At 69.5% G+C, this 16,103-nt stretch carries 17 protein-coding genes and 2 pseudogenes; 10 read left to right on the forward strand and 9 right to left on the reverse strand.

What is annotated here, in order from left to right; all coding sequences use genetic code 11:
- Positions 1-73: 73 nt before the first annotated feature.
- From phoU to ACIDOCELLA78_RS94150, 3 genes and pseudogenes are all read left to right on the forward strand, one after another.
- Positions 74-787 (forward strand): annotated as a pseudogene (gene phoU / locus ACIDOCELLA78_RS94140) (phosphate signaling complex protein PhoU); the annotation flags it as partial.
- A gap of 44 nt (positions 788-831) precedes the next feature.
- Positions 832-1,516 (forward strand): annotated as a pseudogene (phoB, locus tag ACIDOCELLA78_RS94145) (phosphate regulon transcriptional regulator PhoB).
- Positions 1,517-1,754: 238 nt separating this feature from the next.
- Positions 1,755-2,534, forward strand: coding sequence for a YoaK family protein (locus ACIDOCELLA78_RS94150; RefSeq protein ID WP_249676519.1), 780 nt, complete (start codon positions 1,755-1,757; stop codon positions 2,532-2,534).
- Positions 2,535-2,552: 18 nt separating this feature from the next.
- Here ACIDOCELLA78_RS94150 and ACIDOCELLA78_RS94155 read toward each other — a convergent pair whose 3' ends face one another.
- A complete protein-coding gene (locus tag ACIDOCELLA78_RS94155; RefSeq protein WP_201729330.1) occupies positions 2,553-3,101 on the reverse strand; it encodes a GXWXG domain-containing protein in 549 nt (182 codons plus the stop codon).
- Positions 3,102-3,393: 292 nt separating this feature from the next.
- Here ACIDOCELLA78_RS94155 and ACIDOCELLA78_RS94160 point away from each other — a divergent pair, with 292 nt between their 5' ends.
- Entirely contained in the window at positions 3,394-4,449 is a 1,056-nt protein-coding gene (locus ACIDOCELLA78_RS94160) for a hypothetical protein (RefSeq protein WP_201729525.1), read from the forward strand.
- On the opposite strand, the gene eno is transcribed toward ACIDOCELLA78_RS94160, so the two are convergent.
- From eno to ACIDOCELLA78_RS94175, 3 genes are read right to left on the reverse strand one after another with little or no spacing between them, the layout of a single operon-like run.
- Complete coding sequence (gene eno / locus ACIDOCELLA78_RS94165) at positions 4,382-5,659, reverse strand: phosphopyruvate hydratase (protein ID WP_201729526.1); 1,278 nt, start codon at positions 5,657-5,659, stop codon at positions 4,382-4,384. The genes ACIDOCELLA78_RS94160 and eno overlap by 68 nt on opposite strands.
- Positions 5,660-5,717: 58 nt before the next feature.
- Positions 5,718-6,179 carry a RidA family protein gene (locus tag ACIDOCELLA78_RS94170; RefSeq protein ID WP_201729527.1) on the reverse strand — a complete coding sequence of 154 codons (462 nt, stop codon included), beginning with the start codon at positions 6,177-6,179 and terminating at the stop codon, positions 5,718-5,720.
- Positions 6,180-6,196: 17 nt separating this feature from the next.
- Positions 6,197-7,702, reverse strand: a complete 1,506-nt coding sequence (locus ACIDOCELLA78_RS94175; protein ID WP_249676522.1) for a TSCPD domain-containing protein — start codon at positions 7,700-7,702, stop codon at positions 6,197-6,199.
- 160 nt (positions 7,703-7,862) lie between these two features.
- On the opposite strand from ACIDOCELLA78_RS94175, the gene ACIDOCELLA78_RS94180 reads away from it, so the two are divergent.
- From ACIDOCELLA78_RS94180 to ACIDOCELLA78_RS94195, 4 genes are all read left to right on the forward strand, one after another.
- The gene (locus tag ACIDOCELLA78_RS94180) at positions 7,863-8,297 is read left to right on the forward strand and encodes an NADH:ubiquinone oxidoreductase subunit NDUFA12 (RefSeq protein WP_374223264.1); all 435 of its coding nucleotides are present in this window, start codon (positions 7,863-7,865) and stop codon (positions 8,295-8,297) included.
- 49 nt (positions 8,298-8,346) lie between these two features.
- A complete protein-coding gene (mlaD, locus tag ACIDOCELLA78_RS94185; RefSeq protein ID WP_201729528.1) occupies positions 8,347-8,847 on the forward strand; it encodes an outer membrane lipid asymmetry maintenance protein MlaD in 501 nt (166 codons plus the stop codon).
- On the forward strand, positions 8,844-9,425 hold the full coding sequence (locus tag ACIDOCELLA78_RS94190) for a DUF2155 domain-containing protein (RefSeq protein WP_201729529.1): 582 nt from the start codon (positions 8,844-8,846) through the stop codon (positions 9,423-9,425). Before mlaD ends, ACIDOCELLA78_RS94190 begins: the two co-directional genes overlap by 4 nt.
- Before the next feature lie 286 nt (positions 9,426-9,711).
- On the forward strand, positions 9,712-10,782 hold the full coding sequence (locus tag ACIDOCELLA78_RS94195) for an OmpA family protein (RefSeq protein ID WP_201729530.1): 1,071 nt from the start codon (positions 9,712-9,714) through the stop codon (positions 10,780-10,782).
- 167 nt (positions 10,783-10,949) lie between these two features.
- On the opposite strand, the gene ACIDOCELLA78_RS94200 is transcribed toward ACIDOCELLA78_RS94195, so the two are convergent.
- The 4 genes from ACIDOCELLA78_RS94200 to pyk form a co-directional block, all read right to left on the reverse strand.
- Entirely contained in the window at positions 10,950-11,717 is a 768-nt protein-coding gene (locus ACIDOCELLA78_RS94200; RefSeq protein WP_201729531.1) for a tyrosine-protein phosphatase, read from the reverse strand.
- 7 nt (positions 11,718-11,724) lie between these two features.
- On the reverse strand, positions 11,725-12,219 hold the full coding sequence (locus ACIDOCELLA78_RS94205; protein ID WP_201729532.1) for a hypothetical protein: 495 nt from the start codon (positions 12,217-12,219) through the stop codon (positions 11,725-11,727).
- Between the two features lie 106 nt (positions 12,220-12,325).
- A complete protein-coding gene (locus ACIDOCELLA78_RS94210) occupies positions 12,326-12,637 on the reverse strand; it encodes an EthD family reductase (RefSeq protein WP_201729533.1) in 312 nt (103 codons plus the stop codon).
- A 61-nt stretch (positions 12,638-12,698) separates the two neighbouring features.
- Positions 12,699-14,123 carry a pyruvate kinase gene (gene pyk / locus ACIDOCELLA78_RS94215; RefSeq protein WP_201729534.1) on the reverse strand — a complete coding sequence of 475 codons (1,425 nt, stop codon included), beginning with the start codon at positions 14,121-14,123 and terminating at the stop codon, positions 12,699-12,701.
- Between the two features lie 147 nt (positions 14,124-14,270).
- Between pyk and ACIDOCELLA78_RS94220 the strand changes: the two genes are divergently transcribed.
- A complete protein-coding gene (locus ACIDOCELLA78_RS94220; protein WP_201729535.1) occupies positions 14,271-14,585 on the forward strand; it encodes a DUF1244 domain-containing protein in 315 nt (104 codons plus the stop codon).
- A 57-nt stretch (positions 14,586-14,642) separates the two neighbouring features.
- Positions 14,643-14,918: a DUF2312 domain-containing protein gene (locus ACIDOCELLA78_RS94225; protein ID WP_007422238.1), complete on the forward strand. Its 276-nt coding sequence runs from the start codon at positions 14,643-14,645 to the stop codon at positions 14,916-14,918.
- Positions 14,919-15,042: 124 nt separating this feature from the next.
- Here the strand turns inward: ACIDOCELLA78_RS94225 and hemB are convergent, their stop codons facing one another.
- The gene (hemB, locus tag ACIDOCELLA78_RS94230; protein WP_201729536.1) at positions 15,043-16,038 is read right to left on the reverse strand and encodes a porphobilinogen synthase; all 996 of its coding nucleotides are present in this window, start codon (positions 16,036-16,038) and stop codon (positions 15,043-15,045) included.
- Between the last annotated feature and the right edge of the window lie 65 nt (positions 16,039-16,103).

Consider the following 16,103-nt stretch of genomic DNA (forward strand, 5'->3'; position numbering starts at 1 on the left):
CAGATGTTCACCGCCCCGCGCGAGAAGCGCACGCAGGAATACATCACCGGCCGGTTCGGCTGAGGAGGTCTCGATGCCCGAAGACAGCAAGCACATCCTGAGCAGTTTCGAGGCCGACCTCGCCCGCCTGCGCGACATGATCGCCGCGATGGGCGGCCTCGTCGAAACCGAGCTGGCCGACGCCATCACCGCGCTCCTCACCCATGACAGCGCGATCGCCGCAAGCGTCGTCGAGATGGACGCGAAGGTCGATGCCGATGAACGCGCGATCGAGCAGTTCGCCGTCCGCGTCCTCGCCCTCCGCCAGCCCGTCGCCGACGATCTCCGCCAGGTCGTCGCCGCGCTGAAGGTCACGACCGACATCGAGCGCATCGGCGACTACGCGGCGAATGTCGCCAAGCGCACCCTCGTGCTCAACCAGTCCGGCACCACCTGGCCGCTCGCCAGCCTCTCGCAGATGTCCCGCCTCGTGCAGGAAAGCCTCAAATCCACGATCGATGCGATCAGCGAGGCCGATCCGGTGAAGGCGATCTCGGTCTGGCGCGCCGACCAGATGATCGACGATCTCTACACCACCATCTTCCGCGAGCTGATCACCTACATGATGGAAGATCCGCGCAACATCACCGCCTGCACGCATCTTCTCTTCATCGCCAAGAATCTCGAGCGCATCGGCGACCACGCGACCAACATCGCCGAGCTGACCTATTACGCCGCCACCGGCCAGACCCTGCCCGATGCCCGGCCCAAGGGCGATCTGTCGGCGAGCCCCGCGCCTGGCGCCGCCCCTGAGGAGAGACAGCGAAATGAGCGAGACGGGCGAAGCCGTATGTGCTGGTGGTCGAGGACGAGGCCCCGCTGGTCACCCTGCTGCGCTACAATCTCGAAAAATCCGGCTTCCGGGTCGATGAGGCCGGCGATGGCGGCGAGGCGCTCGCCCGCATCAACGAGGCGATGCCCGACATCGTCCTGCTCGACTGGATGCTGCCCACCATGTCCGGCATCGAGGTCTGCCGCCAGCTCCGCCGCAAGCCCTCCACCCGCCATCTGCCGGTGATCATGATCACCGCCCGCGCCGAGGATCAGGACACCGTCCGCGGCCTCGAAACCGGAGCGGACGACTACATCACCAAAGCCCTTCTCGCCCGAGGCGCTGATCGCCCGCATCCGCGCCCTGCTGCGCGCAGCGGCACCGTCCGGCAAGTCCCCGCTGGTCTTCCACGATCTCGAGCTGGACCCCGCGACCCACCGCGTCACCCGCGGCGGCCGCCTGCTGCATCTCGGCCCCACCGAATTCCGCCTGCTCGAATTCTTCATGCGCCACCCCCGCCGCGTCTTCTCGCGCGAGGACGTGCTGAACGCCGTCTGGGGGCGGGACATCCATGTCGAGCCCCGCACGGTCGATGTCCATATCCGCCGCCTGCGCAAATCCATCAACACCGCGACCGACATCGATCTCGTCCGCACCGTCCGCGCCGCCGGATACGCGCTCGATCTCGATCCGGTCGAGGCCTAAGGGCCTCGCCCTTTTTTTCCTTGGGCCTAAGGGCCTCGCCCTTTTTCTCCTTGGGCCTAAGGGCCTCGCCCTTTTTCTCCTTGGGCCTAAGGGCCTCGCTCTTTTCTCCTTGGGCCTGACCTGCCATCCCTTCGCCCGCGTCCACCCTGAGGCCGGCCCGGCGCCCTTCCCGATCCCGCCGGATCGGATATTGTGCGCGGCCTTCCGATGCCCGGCCCCACCCCGACAGGACACGATGATGGACCACGCCAACGCCACCTTCCTCACCGCGGCCGATCTCACCCTCGCCGCCCTCGCCTTCGTCTCGGGCAGCGCGGACATCTTCGCCTTCCTGAAATTCCATGACGTCTTCACCTCGGCGATGACCGGCAATACCGCCCTGCTCGGCCTCGCCCTCGGCCAGGGGCACATCCTCGCCGCCCAGCGCTCGCTCGCCGCCCTGTTCGGCTTCTGCTGCGGCAGCATCGCCGGCACCATCGCCAACGAGGCCGCCGCCCGCCACAACCGCGCCCGCCGCCTCCGCCTGCTGATCGGCGCCGAGGCCACCTGCCTCGCTTTGGTGCTGGTCCTCTGGGCCATCACCCGCCACCCGGTCTATGGCCCGCTGCTCTATGTCATGATCCTCACCGGCGCCTTCGCCATGGGCCTGCAAAGCATCGCGGCGCGGGAAATCAACATCCCCGGCATCAACACCGTCGTCGTCACCAACACCCTCACTTTGGTGATGAGCGCGGTCGGCGCCGCGCTGCGCCGCTCGCTGCGGCAGGCAGGGCGGATGTCTCGCCCTTCACCCCGGTCGTGCTGCGCCAGTCCGGCATGCTCGGCATCTATCTCGGCGGCGCCGCCCTCTCCGGCCTGCTCGCCGAAACCCTGCCCTCCCTCATCGCCATCCCGGCCCTCGCCGCCGTGCTCCTCGCCCTCGTCACCGCCAGAAGCTTCCGCGACAAGCCGCGCCAGAGCATCATCCGATCAGATGGAATCATCTGATCGGATAAAGATGCTCTGTTTCTCAATGTGATGCTCTAGATTTTACCGGTCACTCCCGGATCAGCCTGAAGAAATACGGCTGCTCCATGCCCTTGAAGTCCATCCACCCCATCACCCGGTCGTCGTCGATCCGGGCGAACACGTCGTTGATCGGCTTCGCGTCGTAAAGCATCGCCGCGTGCAGCCGGCCGCGGAACAGAATGCTGCGCAGCCGCGCCCGGTGCCGCCGTGTCGCGAGCAACGGCCCGGCCAGCGGAAACACCGCCCGCAGGATCGCGTCGCGGAACGGCATCGCCGTCGTCGCCCGGATCGCCAGCAGCGCCGGGTTCACGCAATAGAGCCCGCCGCCGAGGCCGCGATGCACCAGCGGATGCACCGCATCCGGCCCGTCGAACTTCTTCCCGTGCCAGCGCGTCGCCTCCAGCATCCCGTCCATCGCGTGCCCGGTGCGTATGCCCTCGCCCCGCCAGCGCCCGGTCATCATCTCCGCCGGCGCCGGTTCCAGCCGGTCGAACAGCGCCACCGCCGCCGCCGTGGTCATCTCCGTCGCCGTGGCGGCGGTCGCCGCCGCCGCCTCCCTCTCCGTCAGCTGCGTCATCGTCCACCCTCCCTGTGAGCGCCCTCCGATCCATCCGGATCGGACATTGTGCTCCATGATATTGATCGATGGCGCATCTTCACCCGATCAGATGGAGCCATCCGAGCGGATGACGCTCTGAAGCCGCACCGTTGATTGCCGTCACTCTCGCCAGTTTCGAAAGACTTTTCCAGTTATTTGAACGCGACGTTTCGATGACGCCCCTCTCGCCACCCGCCACCCGCCACCCGCCACCCGCCACCGGCGCGAAACGCCTTGCCCACCCCCGGATGTTTGTGGTTCAAACATCACCATGACTGAAAATGACGAAATCGCCCGCCGTCTGGCCCGCATCCTCGCCGGGCTGACCGCGCTTGTCGCCGCAACCGGCCTTGCCGCCGGGCTCGCCGGGCCGTTTCTCGTCGGCATCGCCCGCCGCCTGTCCCGCCTCGGCGCCCGCTTCGCCGCCGCCGCCCGCGCCCCGGCCAGACCGTCCCGTCCCGCCGCGCCTGCGGCAAACAGAAGTCCCGCCGCGTATGCGGCGAGCGCGGCTTACGCCCAGCCTGCGGCGAGCGCGGCTTACGCCCAGCCTGCGGCAAGCGCGGCTTACGCCCTGCCTGCGGCGAGCGCGGCTTACGCCCAGCCTGCGGCGAGCGCGGCTTACGCCCAGCCTGCGGCAAGCGCGGCTTACGCCCTGCCTGCGGCGAGCGCGGCTTACGCCCTGCCTGCGGCGAGCGCGGCTTACGCCCAGCCTGCGGCGAGCGCGGCTTACGCCCAGCCTGCGGCGAGCGCGGCTTACGCCGCGACGACGTCACCGGGAGCGGACGCCCTGCCGCGCCGCTTCGCCTGGCTCATCCTCGCCTTGCCCGCGACCGCCGCCATCCGCGCCCAGCTCTGCCATTTGCTCGACGATCCGGCGATGGTCGCCCTCGTCGCCGCGCGCCCGGCCACCGGCCGCGCCCTGCGCCCGCTCTGCCACCTGCTCGGCATCAGGCCGCCCGCCATGCTGCGCCGCCCCGCCCGCCCCGATCAGCCGGCCCGCGCCCCGCCCGGAAGCGACAAGCCCGCCCGCGCCCACCCCGCCATCGCCCGCGCGTCCTCGCGCCGCCCCTGCCGGAATCGCCCTTCATCCTGCCGCCCGGCAACCGCGCCTGCCCGATCAGCCCCGACCTCCGGCTCGATACCGGCTGATCCAAGGGCGGATGCGAAAAGGGCGGCAACGCCGCGCGTCACCGCCCCCAACCCGTCAAATCCCTGTCGGTCCCCCGCCCGCACCGCGCCGGCGCGGGCGATGCCGCGCGTCAGCCGCGCAGGATGGTCCGCCCGGCGAAGCGCGCCGCCGCGCCGAGTTCCGCCTCGATGCGGATGAGCTGGTTATACTTCGCCACCCGGTCCGACCGCGCCAGCGACCCGGTCTTGATCTGTCCGGCATTGGTCGCCACCGCGATATCGGCGATGGTCGCATCCTCGGTCTCGCCCGAACGATGGCTGATCACCGCCGTCATCCCCGCCCGCTGCGCCAGCTCCACCGCTTCCAGCGTCTCGCTCAGCGTGCCGATCTGGTTCACCTTCACCAGGATCGAATTGGCCGATTTCGCCTCGATCCCGCGCCGCAGCCGTGTGGGGTTGGTGACGAACAGGTCATCGCCCACCACCTGCATCGCGCCGCCGAGCGTGCGCGTGTAATGCGCCCAGCCCTCCCAGTCGTCCTCGGCCAGCGGGTCCTCGACCGAGATGATCGGAAAGCGCTTCGCCAGGGCGGCGATATAGTCGGTCATCCCCCCGGCATCGAGCACCTTGCCCTCGCCGTCGAGGTGATATCTGCCGTCCTTGTAGAATTCGGTCGCCGCGCAATCGAGCGCGAAGGCGATGTCCTCGCCGGCGCGATACCCTGCCGCCTCGACCGCGCGGGTCATGAAGCCCAGCGCCTCCTCGGCCGATTTCAGCCCCGGCGCGAACCCGCCCTCGTCGCCGACATTGGTGTTGTGCCCGGCATCGTGAAGAATCTTCTTCAGCGCCTGGAACACTTCCGCCCCCATCCGCACCGCATCGGCGAGGCTCGCCGCGCCCACCGGCTGGATCATGAATTCCTGAATGTCGATCGGGTTGTCCGCATGCTTGCCGCCATTGATGATGTTCATCATCGGCACCGGCAGGGTGCGGGCATACACACCGCCGAGATAGCGGTAGAGCGGCAGCCCGATCTCGTCCGCCGCCGCCTTGGCGATCGCGAGCGACACGCCGAGAATCGCGTTCGCCCCCAGGCGGGACTTGTTGGGCGTGCCGTCGAGATCGATCATGATCTCGTCGATGGCGACCTGCTCGCTGGCGTCCATCCCGCCGATCGCGTCGAAAATCTCGCCCTCGACCGCGGCCACCGCGCGCTGCACGCCCTTGCCGCCGAAGCGCGCCGCGTCGCCGTCGCGCAGCTCGACGGCCTCATGCGCCCCGGTCGAGGCGCCGGAGGGAACGGCGGCGCGGCCCATCGCGCCCGAATCCAGGATGACATCGACCTCGACGGTCGGATTGCCGCGGCTGTCGAGAATTTCCCGTGCGGTGATATCGGCGATGGCGCTCATCTGATCTCCCCTTTTTGCAGTGCAACCGGGAGATACGCGCAAGGGCGGCGCGGCGCAATCAGCGGAGCAGAAACATCCCCTCGACCTCGACCGCCGCATCCAGCGGCAGCGAGGCGACGCCGATGGTCGAGCGCGCGTGCCGCCCCGCCTCGCCGAAAATCTCCACCGCGAGGTCGGACGCCCCGTTCATCACCTTCGCGTGCTCGGCGAAATCCGCCGTCGCCGCGATGAATCCGCCAAGCCGCACCACCCGGGCCACGGCATCAAGCCCGCCCTCGACATGCGCGTCGAGCTGCGCGAGCAGGTTGATGAAACAGGCCCGCGCCGCCGCGGTGCCATCCTCGATCGAGACCCCGTCGCCGAGCTTGCCCATCGCCGCGAGCCGGCCATCGACCAGCGGCAACTGCCCGCTGACGATCGCCATCCCCCCGGCGACCACCACCGGCACGTAATTGGCCACGGCCTTCGCCGCTGGCGGGAGAACGATGCCAGTCTCGGCGAGGCGGGCGCGGATGTCCATGGGTCAGCTCACGAGTTTCAGAACGGGGCGCTGGCGCTTCGGTCGCGCCGTGCCGGTCTCCGGCAGGTCGAGCGGCAGCAGCGGGGCGGTCTCGGCCCGGCACCCTCCTCGGCGAGGTCGAGTGCCGCGAGGTCGGGCCGCTGCGAATAGGTCGCGGCCAGGTGCCGGAACACATAGTCGAGCAGCGAGGTCGCCTGGCTCATCGCCGCATCCCCCTCCACCGCGCCGGCCGGTGCAAAGCGGGTGAAGGCGAACTCGTCGACGAACTCGTCGAGCGGCACGCCATGCTGCAACCCGATGCTGACCGCCCCGGCGAAGGCCTCGGCCATGCCGCGCAGCGTCGCGGAATCCCTGGGCAGCGAAATCATGATCTCGCCCAGCCGCCCGTCGGGATATTCGCCGGTGCGCAGGAACAGCCGGTGCCCGCCCACCGAAACCTTCTGGGTGTAGCCGCCCCGCCGCGCCGGCAGCTTGCCGCGCCCGGCGGAGGCGGCGCGCGGCGCCGGCGGGCTCGCCGTCTCGGGCAGGATGGCGCAGACCGGCGCGATGGCCTCGCGCATCGCCGCGATCCCGGCGGCATCGGTCACGCCGAACGGATCATGTCCGGCGATCGTCGCGGCCAGCGCCGCTTCGGCGCTGCGGCCCGAGGCGGCGAGCCGGGCCCGCGCCCAGCGGGCGAGCCCGCCTTCCGAATCCAGCGCCGAGAGCGGGGCGGCGATCCCCACCGTCTCGACCCCGAGCAGCATCTCGACCGGCCCCGGCGGCAGCAGCCCGGTCAGGCTGCGATGCTGCCGCACCCCGCAGGCCAGGGCGCGCTCGCGCGCCCCGCGCAGCGCGTCGCGCAGGCCGGGCAGGGCGCAGCGCGCCGGCACCGGCACCGGCGCGATCGGCACCCCCGGCGCGATGCCGCGCGCAAGCAACCCGGCGGAGGCGATATCGGCATGGGCGGCGAGCAGCGCGCCGATCGTCACCGCGATGTCCCGCGCCGCGGCGCTTGCGTAATCGATATCGAGCCGGGCCAGCAGCAGCGCGAGATCGGCCATCCCGAGCGCCAGTCGCTGCGCCGCCGGCCGCGCCAGCGCCAGCGCCGTCACCGCGGCTTCCACCGCCGCGCCGAACCCGGCGGCATCGAACCTGTCGCCCTCGTCGAGAAACCGCGGCAGGTTGAACACGAAACCGGGCACCGGCTCGGCCTGTCCCCGCCAGATGCCCGGGCTGGGTGCGGCGCGGCCCGAGGCCACCAACCCATGCAGCATCGCGCCGAGATCCGCGCCACGGCCAGGGTCCGCCACCGCCACGATCGGCGCGATCCAGGCCGCCGCCGCCTCGTCGGCGCCGATCAGCCCCGGCGCCGCCCGCAGCGCCACCAGCCCCGCCGCCGCCTGCGCCGGCCAGCTCGCCGGGACGATCGCGGGCTCGGGCGCCGCGTCCGGGTCGGCGCCGGCCATCACCCGCTGCAACCGAATGCCGCGCCAGGCGCTGTGCTGTGGAGGGCGGCGCTTGCCGGAGCGATCCTTGATCATGCGGGAACCCTACGCCGTTCCCGCGCCGGTTTCCAGCGCGGCCTGTCCTTATGTTGTGGATATCGCCGGGCGGTCGCACAAAATCTTGTGGATAACGCGCGCGCCTCGACTCCCGCCCGGCGGATGGACCGCACCCGCGGTCTGTTGTATAGCGCAGGGCATGAATGAAAACCGCGATATGGCGGGCGCGGCGGCGCCGACCCTCGCCTCGCTCGGAGGCCTGCGGCGCCTGCTGGCCAATCCCGGCCTGACACTGCACACGCTGCGCCACGGCGCGCTGGTCGGGCAGGACAGTTTCGGCAACCGGTATTTCGAGGAACGCACGCCAACCCGCCCCGACGGGCGCAAGCGCCGCTGGGTGATCTATGCCGGCGGCGCGCGCGAAGCCTCGATGGTGCCGGCGGAATGGCATTCATGGCTGCATTTCCTGACCGACGAGCCGCTCTCCGAAACCGCCCGCCGCCCCTGGCAGAAGCCGCACCAGCCCAACCAGACGGGCACCGCCGGCGCCTATCGGCCGCGCGGGCACGACTATCGCGGCGGCGCGCGGCGGGTCACCACGGGCGACTACGAATCCTGGACGCCGGAAGGCTGAGCCGCGGCGGCGGCGATCCCATGGGCCTGCTCAAGGCGGAAAAGGCGTGATGAACAAGCGGATCTCCGAAATCGTCGCCGGCCTGGTCGTGATCGTCGCGGCCGGGGTGTTTCTGGCCTATGCCGCGTCGCGCACCCGCAGTATCGGCGGCGCCGGATACGACCTGACCGCCCGGTTCGGCAGCATCGGCCCGCTCGCGGTCGGCGCGCCGGTGAAGATCGCCGGGGTGACGGTCGGCGAGGTGACGCGCACCGCGCTCGACCCGCAGACCTATGCCGCGATCGTGCGCTTCCGCATCCAGCCCGACATCAAGATCCCGAAGGACAGCAGCGCCGCGATCGAGAGCGCCTCGCTGCTCGGCGGCGACTATGTCTCGATCGCGCCCGGCGGCTCGGAGACGATGCTCTCCCCCGGCCAGGCGATCACCGCCACCCAGTCGGCCATCAACATCGAATCCCTGCTCGGCAAGTTCGTCTTCAGTGCCGCCAATTTCGCAAGCTCCGCCGGCAAGGCGCAAAACGGCGCGGCGGCGTCGGCGGGCACGAAATGAGGCGGCGGCGCGCCGCTTCGTGCGGGGCCTGCGCCGCGGCGGTTCTCGCCCTGCTGCCCGGCTCCGTTCTCGCGCGGTCCGCTCCGCCGGTCTCGCGCGCGCCGCTCGCCCCACCCGGAGCCACGACGCCGGGCGCGACGATGCCGGAGGGCGCGCTGCCCGCGCCCAACCTGCCCAACGCCCCCGATCTTCCCGGGCTGACAGGCGCGCCCCTGATCGCCCCGCCTTCGCCCGGCACGCCGCAGGCCGCCCTGCCGCCCGCTGTTCCGGAACGGGTCAAGCCCGACTGGATGCCACGGCAATCGGCGACCCTCGATGTCCTGTTCAAGGCGGATGGCGCGGTCAGCCGGGTAACCGCTGCGGTCGGCGACCGGCTGACCGAGGGAACGCTGCGCATCAGGGTCGGCGCCTGCGTCGTCCGCCCGCCGGACATGCCGCCCGATGCCGCCGTCTATCTCAGTGTGCGGCGCAACGATTCCGGCCACGAGCTGTTCCGCGGCTGGCTGATCCGCTCCGAGCCGGGCGCTGCGGTCGTCGGCGATGCCGCGGTGACCTTCCGGCTGATCGGCTGTTCCTGAACCCGCCGGCCGGCGTTCAGGTCACCGATTGTTGCTGAAGTCCCGATGAAGTTTTGTTAATGAAATCTCCGCCCGCGCCCGGCGCGCAGCCGAAACGGGTGGCTGAGCGTGGCCCAAATTGTCACCTTGTCAGGCAGTCTGTGGTTTTGTCGCAACACCAGTGGGAAATGGAAGCGTTAACGAAAGGATACCCTCCTGAACATTCGATGCCGATGCTACATAGTCGGCAGCGAACGGATACCCTTCGTTGTTCCAAACACGCTCCGGCGCTCGAGGAGAGATGAGAATGAAATTGCGCACGACACTTCTGGCGGCGACATTCATCGCGGCCCCCGCCCTGCTTCCCGCCGCGGCGATGGCCCAGCCGGTGACCGGCCCCTATGTCAGCCTCGGCCTTGGCTACAACATCATGAGCAGCCGCACCGTGAAGAGCGGCCCGGCGGCCCTGACGGGCGCGGGCAAGACAAAGGCCCTGTTCCATAACGGCTTCACTGGTCAGGCATCCGTTGGCTACGGCTTCGGCAACGGTTTCCGTGTCGAGCTCGAAGGCGATTATTTCAGCAACCAGGTCGCCAAGCTGCATATCGGCAATGCCCAGGCCGTTGCGTCCGGCAAGGAGCAGAAATACGGCGTGATGGCGAATGCGCTGTATGATTTCGACATCGGCATGCCCTATGTCTATCCGTATCTTGGCGCCGGCGTCGGCTACCAGTTCCTTGAGTGGAACAATGCCGGCACCTCCGCCCTGCGGATCAACGGCACGCCCGGCACCTTCGCCTATCAGGCGATCGCCGGCCTGTCCTTCCCGATCCCGGCGGCGCCCGGCCTGTCCGCCACCGTCGAATACCGCTATCTCGGCACCACCAGCAGCGTGAACTATCGCAGCACCGCCGGCAGCGTGAAGGTCGGCGACGAAGGCAACAACATGGTGATGGTCGGGCTGCGCTACGAGCTGTTCCCGCCCGCGCCGCCGGCCCCGGCCGCGGCCCCCGCGCCGACCCCGGTCGCCGCACCCGCCCCGGCTCCGGCCCGCACCTACCTCGTCTTCTTCGACTGGGACAAGGCGAACCTGACGCCGCGCGCGCAGCAGATCGTCTCCGAGGCGGCGAAGGCGTCGCAGACCACGAAGGTGACGCGCCTCAATGTCAACGGCTATACCGACACTTCGGGTGCTGCCGGCTACAACATGAAGCTGTCGCTTCGCCGCGCCAACAACGTCGCCGCCCAGCTGGTGGCCGATGGCGTGTCCAAGAACGACATCGTGATCAAGGGCTTTGGCGAGACGCATCTGCTGGTGCCGACCGGCCCGAACGTTCGCGAGCCGCAGAACCGCCGCGTGGAAATCATCCTGCACTAAGCGCAGCCTGCATAAAAGTTTGGAACACCCCGGCAGCGATGCCGGGGTGTTTTCGTTCGCACCGATGTCCGGCGTCGCGACCGAGAGGCTGAAGGCCGGCCATGCAGCAACGCTCCCCGCGGAAGCGGGGGCGAGCGGTCGGCGGTGAGACGATCAGGCGGTAAGGTTCAGGCGTGGAACAGGGCGGCGAGGCGCGCGCGGCGGCTCGCCGTGATGCCGACGGCGGTCAGATAGGCATCGACCCCGCCCCATTCGCGCTCGATCGCGGCGAAGGCGCTGTCGAGATAGGCCGGATCGGTGCGGCCGAGCGCGTCCAGCGCGCCGGGATCGACCGTGGTGCCCAACCGCTTGTTCAGGCCGCGGGCGATATACCGGGTTTCCTCGGCGATATCGATGCGGCGGCCGGTTTCCTCGTAATCCGCGAGAATGGCGTCGTGGCTGACATCGAGCGCCTTGAGCAGCAGCGCGGTGGCGACGCCGGTGCGGTCCTTGCCGACATGGCAGTGCAGCAGCACCGGCACGCCCCAGCCGCTGGCCATCGCCTCGCTGGCGGTGGCCAGCGTGGGCGAAAGCAGGCCGGGCAGGCTGGCATAGAGATCGAGCATCGCCCGCCGCGCGCCGGCCGCGCCGGGTTCGCCGGCGAGCCGGTCGATCAGGTTCTGCATTCCGGCGCCATGATCGGTGCTGGCGGGCATCTCGATCGTCCGCGCCGGGGCGAGGGCGGGCCAGCGCGAGGCGAAACGCTGCCGCTCGCCGCTGCTGCGCAGGTCGCAGACGAGACGGATGCCAAGGGTTTCCACCCGCCGCAGATCGGCCTCGTCAAGGCTGGAGAGCTGGCCGGAGCGGTAGATCGTGCCGGCGCGCAGGCTGCCGCCGCCGGCGAGCGGCAGGGCCCCGACATCGCGGAAATTGGGCGCGTTCGCCAGCCTGGTCATGCGGCGGTCAGGGCGCCGGCGCGAAGCGCTCGATGCGGCGGAAGCCGCTGGTTTCCACGATTCCGCAGGCGAGTACGACACCCGGCTGGGTCGCCGGGTGCTGCCGGGCGAAGGTGGTGAGCGCCGCCTGGTCGGGTGTCGCCAGAACCCGGCCGAAAAGCTGCGCGCTGGCGGCGCAGAACGCCGTGCCCTGGCGGATGCCGGCGGTCGACTGCACGTTCGCCAGATTGGTCACGTAGCTGTCTTCGTAATGGTGGAAGGCGCGGCCGTGATGCTCGCGGAAATAGGCGTCCATCACATGCTGCTCGCGCAGGATGTAGGGCTGGAAGCGGGTCATGAAGCGGTCGTACTCGTTGCGCTGGCCGCAGGTGAGGGCTGAGACCATCAACGTGCTTTTCAGACCGATCACGTCCAGCGCCTCCTGGTTGCGCGGCGTGAGACAGGCAGAGGCCGTGCCGGCATAAGCCAGGGCAGCGGACAGGAACAGGGCAATCCGGCGCATGCGCACTCCGATCGGCAACGGAAACGGCGGCCGCCGGAGCCGGCGACCGTCTTGAAATACGCCCGGAAGCGCCGGGAAGTAAAGAAATGTCGGGTAAAATTTGATCTCAGGCGGCGATTTCGCTGAACTGCAGCACCGGATGGACGTTGGTGAAATTGCCGATATCGCCCATCACCTCGGCGCCGTGGGTCTCGACCGCCTTGCCGAAGGCGGCGAGGCTCTCGAAATGCAGGGTGGTGATGACGGCATAGGGCGGGGCCGAGCCATCCGGCCCGTTCATCCCGTGCAGCACGGTGGCGCCCTTGAGGCCCATCGCGTTCCAGCGCTCGCCGACCAGCTTCATGTGCTTGTCGTGGTAATAGGCGGTGTCGAAGGTCGAGGTCTCGGTCTTCGGATAGAGAACGGTGATTGCGATCATGTGAAATCCTCCCTGGGGCGCAGTGTTGCCCGGGCTTTGGCGCGATGCAAGGGGGCGCGCGTTACACTCTGGCGACGCGCAGCGCGTTGGTCGTTCCGCTCTGTCCGAAGGGCACGCCGGCGACGACGACGATCTCCTCGCCCGGCTGGGCGAAGCCCTCCTGCCGCGCGACCTTGGCCGAAAGCGCGACCGCCTCGGTCATCGAGCCGACATCCTGCGCCACCACCGCGTGCACGCCCCAGACCGCGGCGAGGCGGCGGGCGGTGTCGAGGCTGGGGGTCAGGCCGATCACCGGGCAATCCGGCCGCTCGCGGGCGACGCGCAGCGCGCTGGCGCCGGAACTGGTGAAGGCGACAATGGCGCGGGCGCCGATCGTGTGCGCAACCTGTTCGGCGGCGCGGGCGATGGCATCGGCCGAATGGGGTTCGGGGTCCGGCCGCTTGGCGTCGATCGTCCGCCGCCAGTCATCGTCGCGCTCCACCCGGGCGACGATCCGGTCCATCATGTTCACCGCCTCGCGCGGATACTGGCCGGCGGCGCTCTCGGCCGAGAGCATCACCGCATCGGCGCCGTCGAACACCGCCGTCGCCACGTCCGACGCCTCGGCGCGGGTGGGGGCGGGGGCGGAGATCATGCTCTCCAGCATCTGGGTCGCGACCACCACCGGCAGGCCGCGCTGCTGGGCGGCGCGGATGATGCGCTTCTGCACGATCGGCACTTCCTCGGGCGGCAGCTCGACGCCGAGATCGCCGCGCGCGACCATGACGGCATCGGTCGCGTCCATGATCTCGTCGAGATTGTCGAGCGCCTGGGGTTTTTCCATCTTGGTCATCACCAGGGCGCGGCCGGCGGCGATCTCCTTCGCCTCCAGCACGTCGGCGGCGCGCTGGACGAAGGACAGGCCGATATAGTCGATGCCGTGTTCGAGCGCGAAGGCGAGGTCGGCGCGGTCCTTCTTCGTCAGCGCCGGGATCGGCAGCACGACGTCGGGCACGTTGACGCCCTTGCGGTCGGAGAGCGGGCCGCCGGTGACGACCTCGGTCAGCAGCTGGTCCTCGCGCTTGCGCAGCACCCGCAGGCGGAGCTTGCCGTCATCGAGCAGCAGGGTGGCGCCGATGCTCGCGGCCGCGATGATCTCGGGATGCGGCAGGTTGACGCGGCGGGTATCGCCGGGGGCGGGGTTGAGGTCGAGCTGGAATTCGGCGCCGGCCTGGAGCTGCACGCGCCCGCCGCGGAACTGGCCGACCCGCAGCTTCGGCCCCTGCACATCGGCGAGGATGCCGATCGGGCGGTCGAATTTCCGCTCCAGCGCGCGGATCAGTTGCAGCCGCGCCAGATGGTCCTCATGCGTGCCGTGGCTGAAATTGAGCCGGAACACGTCGGCACCCGTCTCGAAGAGCTGGGCGAGCATCTCCGGCGTCGAACTCGCCGGTCCGATGGTCGCAACAATCTTCGTGCGCCGATGACGCCGCAGCCTGGATGCCATGGTGAACCCCCTTTTCGGTCTGTCTTCCTGCCAAGTCCCCGGTGTCCGGGTTGTCGTGTCGCGCCGTCTCCGGCGTCGTGTTAAACGTCTCTATGGCAAACAAGCGCGACAATGACCACCTGCCGCGCGCGGAAGGAGATCTTTTCCATGACCGACGACCGATTCGACGACGCCACCCGCACCGAACTCGAAGCGGCGGCCTTCCGCCGGCTCGTCGCGCATCTGCGCGAGCGGACGGATGTGCAGAATATCGACATGATGAACCTCGCCGGCTTCTGCCGGAACTGCCTCTCGCGCTGGTATCGCGAGGCGGCGGAGGCGCGCGGACTCGCGCTGAGCGATCCCGATGCGCGCGAAATCGTGTACGGCATGCCCTACAAAGAGTGGCAGGCGCGCCACCAGACCCCGGCCAGCGACGCGCAGAAGGCGGCCTTCGCCGCTTCGAGCCGGCAGGACCATTGACCGGCGCGGGCGCGCGCTCTATCCCGCGCGTCCGACCGATCCGACGGAGAAAGACACATGGCGTTCGATGCGGCAGAAACCCAGGAAGACAATGCGAGCCACGGCAACATCGCGGCCGACCGGCTGCGCAGCATCGTCGAGCGCATCGAGCGGCTCGAGGAGGAGCGCAAGGCGCTCGGCTCGGACATCAAGGACATTTACGCCGAGGCGAAATCGGCCGGGTTCGACGTCAAGGTGCTGCGCCAGCTGATTCGGCTGCGCAAGCAGGAACCGGCCGAGGTCGAGGAGCAGGAAATGCTGATCGACGTCTACCGCCGCGCGCTCGGGATGTGAGTGACCCGGGCGGCGCGAAGCTGCCGCCCGGCCGGCATAAATCACTGCACGGCGCGAAGCTGCCGCCCGGCCAGCATAAATCACTGCACGGCGCGAAGCTGCCGCCCGGCCTCCCGACTCCGGTTCAGCCGCGCCGCAGCAGGGTGGCCGCCTCGATGGCGAAATAGGTCAGCACCCCGGCGGCGCCGGCGCGGCGGAAGCCCATGAGCGTTTCGAGAATGCCGCGCTCGCGGTCGAGCAGCCCGTGCTCCATCGCGGTGGCGAGCATCGCGTATTCGCCGCTCACCTGATAGGCGAAGGTCGGCACCGCGAAGCGCTCATGCACGCGGCGGATGATGTCGAGATAGGGCATCCCCGGCTTGACCATCACCATGTCGGCGCCCTCGTCGATGTCCATCGCCACCTCGCGCAGCGCCTCGTCGGTATTGGCGGGGTCCATCTGGTAGGTCTTCTTGTCGCCCTTCAGCGCCGCGTTCGAGCCGAGCGCCTCGCGGAACGGGCCGTAGAAGGCCGAGGCGTATTTGGCGGCGTAGCTCATGATCCGGGTGTCGATCAGCCCCTCGGAATCGAGGGCGGCGCGGATACTGCCGATCCGCCCGTCCATCATGTCCGACGGCGCGATCACGTCGATCCCGGCGAGCGCCTGGTTCACCGCCTGGCGTTCGAGGATCTCGACCGATTCGTCATTGGCGACGTAGCCCTCGCGCAGCACGCCGTCATGCCCGTGATCGGTATACGGGTCGAGCGCCACATCGCCGATCAGGCCGATGCCGGGGAATTCGCGCTTGAGCAGCCGGGCGGCCTGGCAGATCAGGTTGTCCGGGTTCAGCGCCTCGGTGCCCTCGGGGTTCTTGAGCTCGGGCGGGGTGGCGGGAAACAGCGCGATGGCGGGAATGCCAAGCCTTGCCGCCGGCTCGACATGGGCGGCGAGGCGGTCGAGCCCGACCCGCACGACGCCGGGCATGGTCGCCACCGGCGTCGGGTCGCCATCGCCGGCGCGGACGAAGATCGGCCAGATCAGGTTGTCGACCGTCAGCGTGGTCTCGGCGACCATGCGCCGCGTCCAGCCATCGCGGCGGTTGCGGCGCAGGCGGGTGGTCGGAAAGCTGCCGGTGATCATCGCTGCTCCTCGTGCTCGTTGCCTGACTATCGAATTGCGCATGGGCGGGGCCGGCGCAAGAGGTG

Source organism: Acidocella sp. C78, from assembly GCF_907164655.1.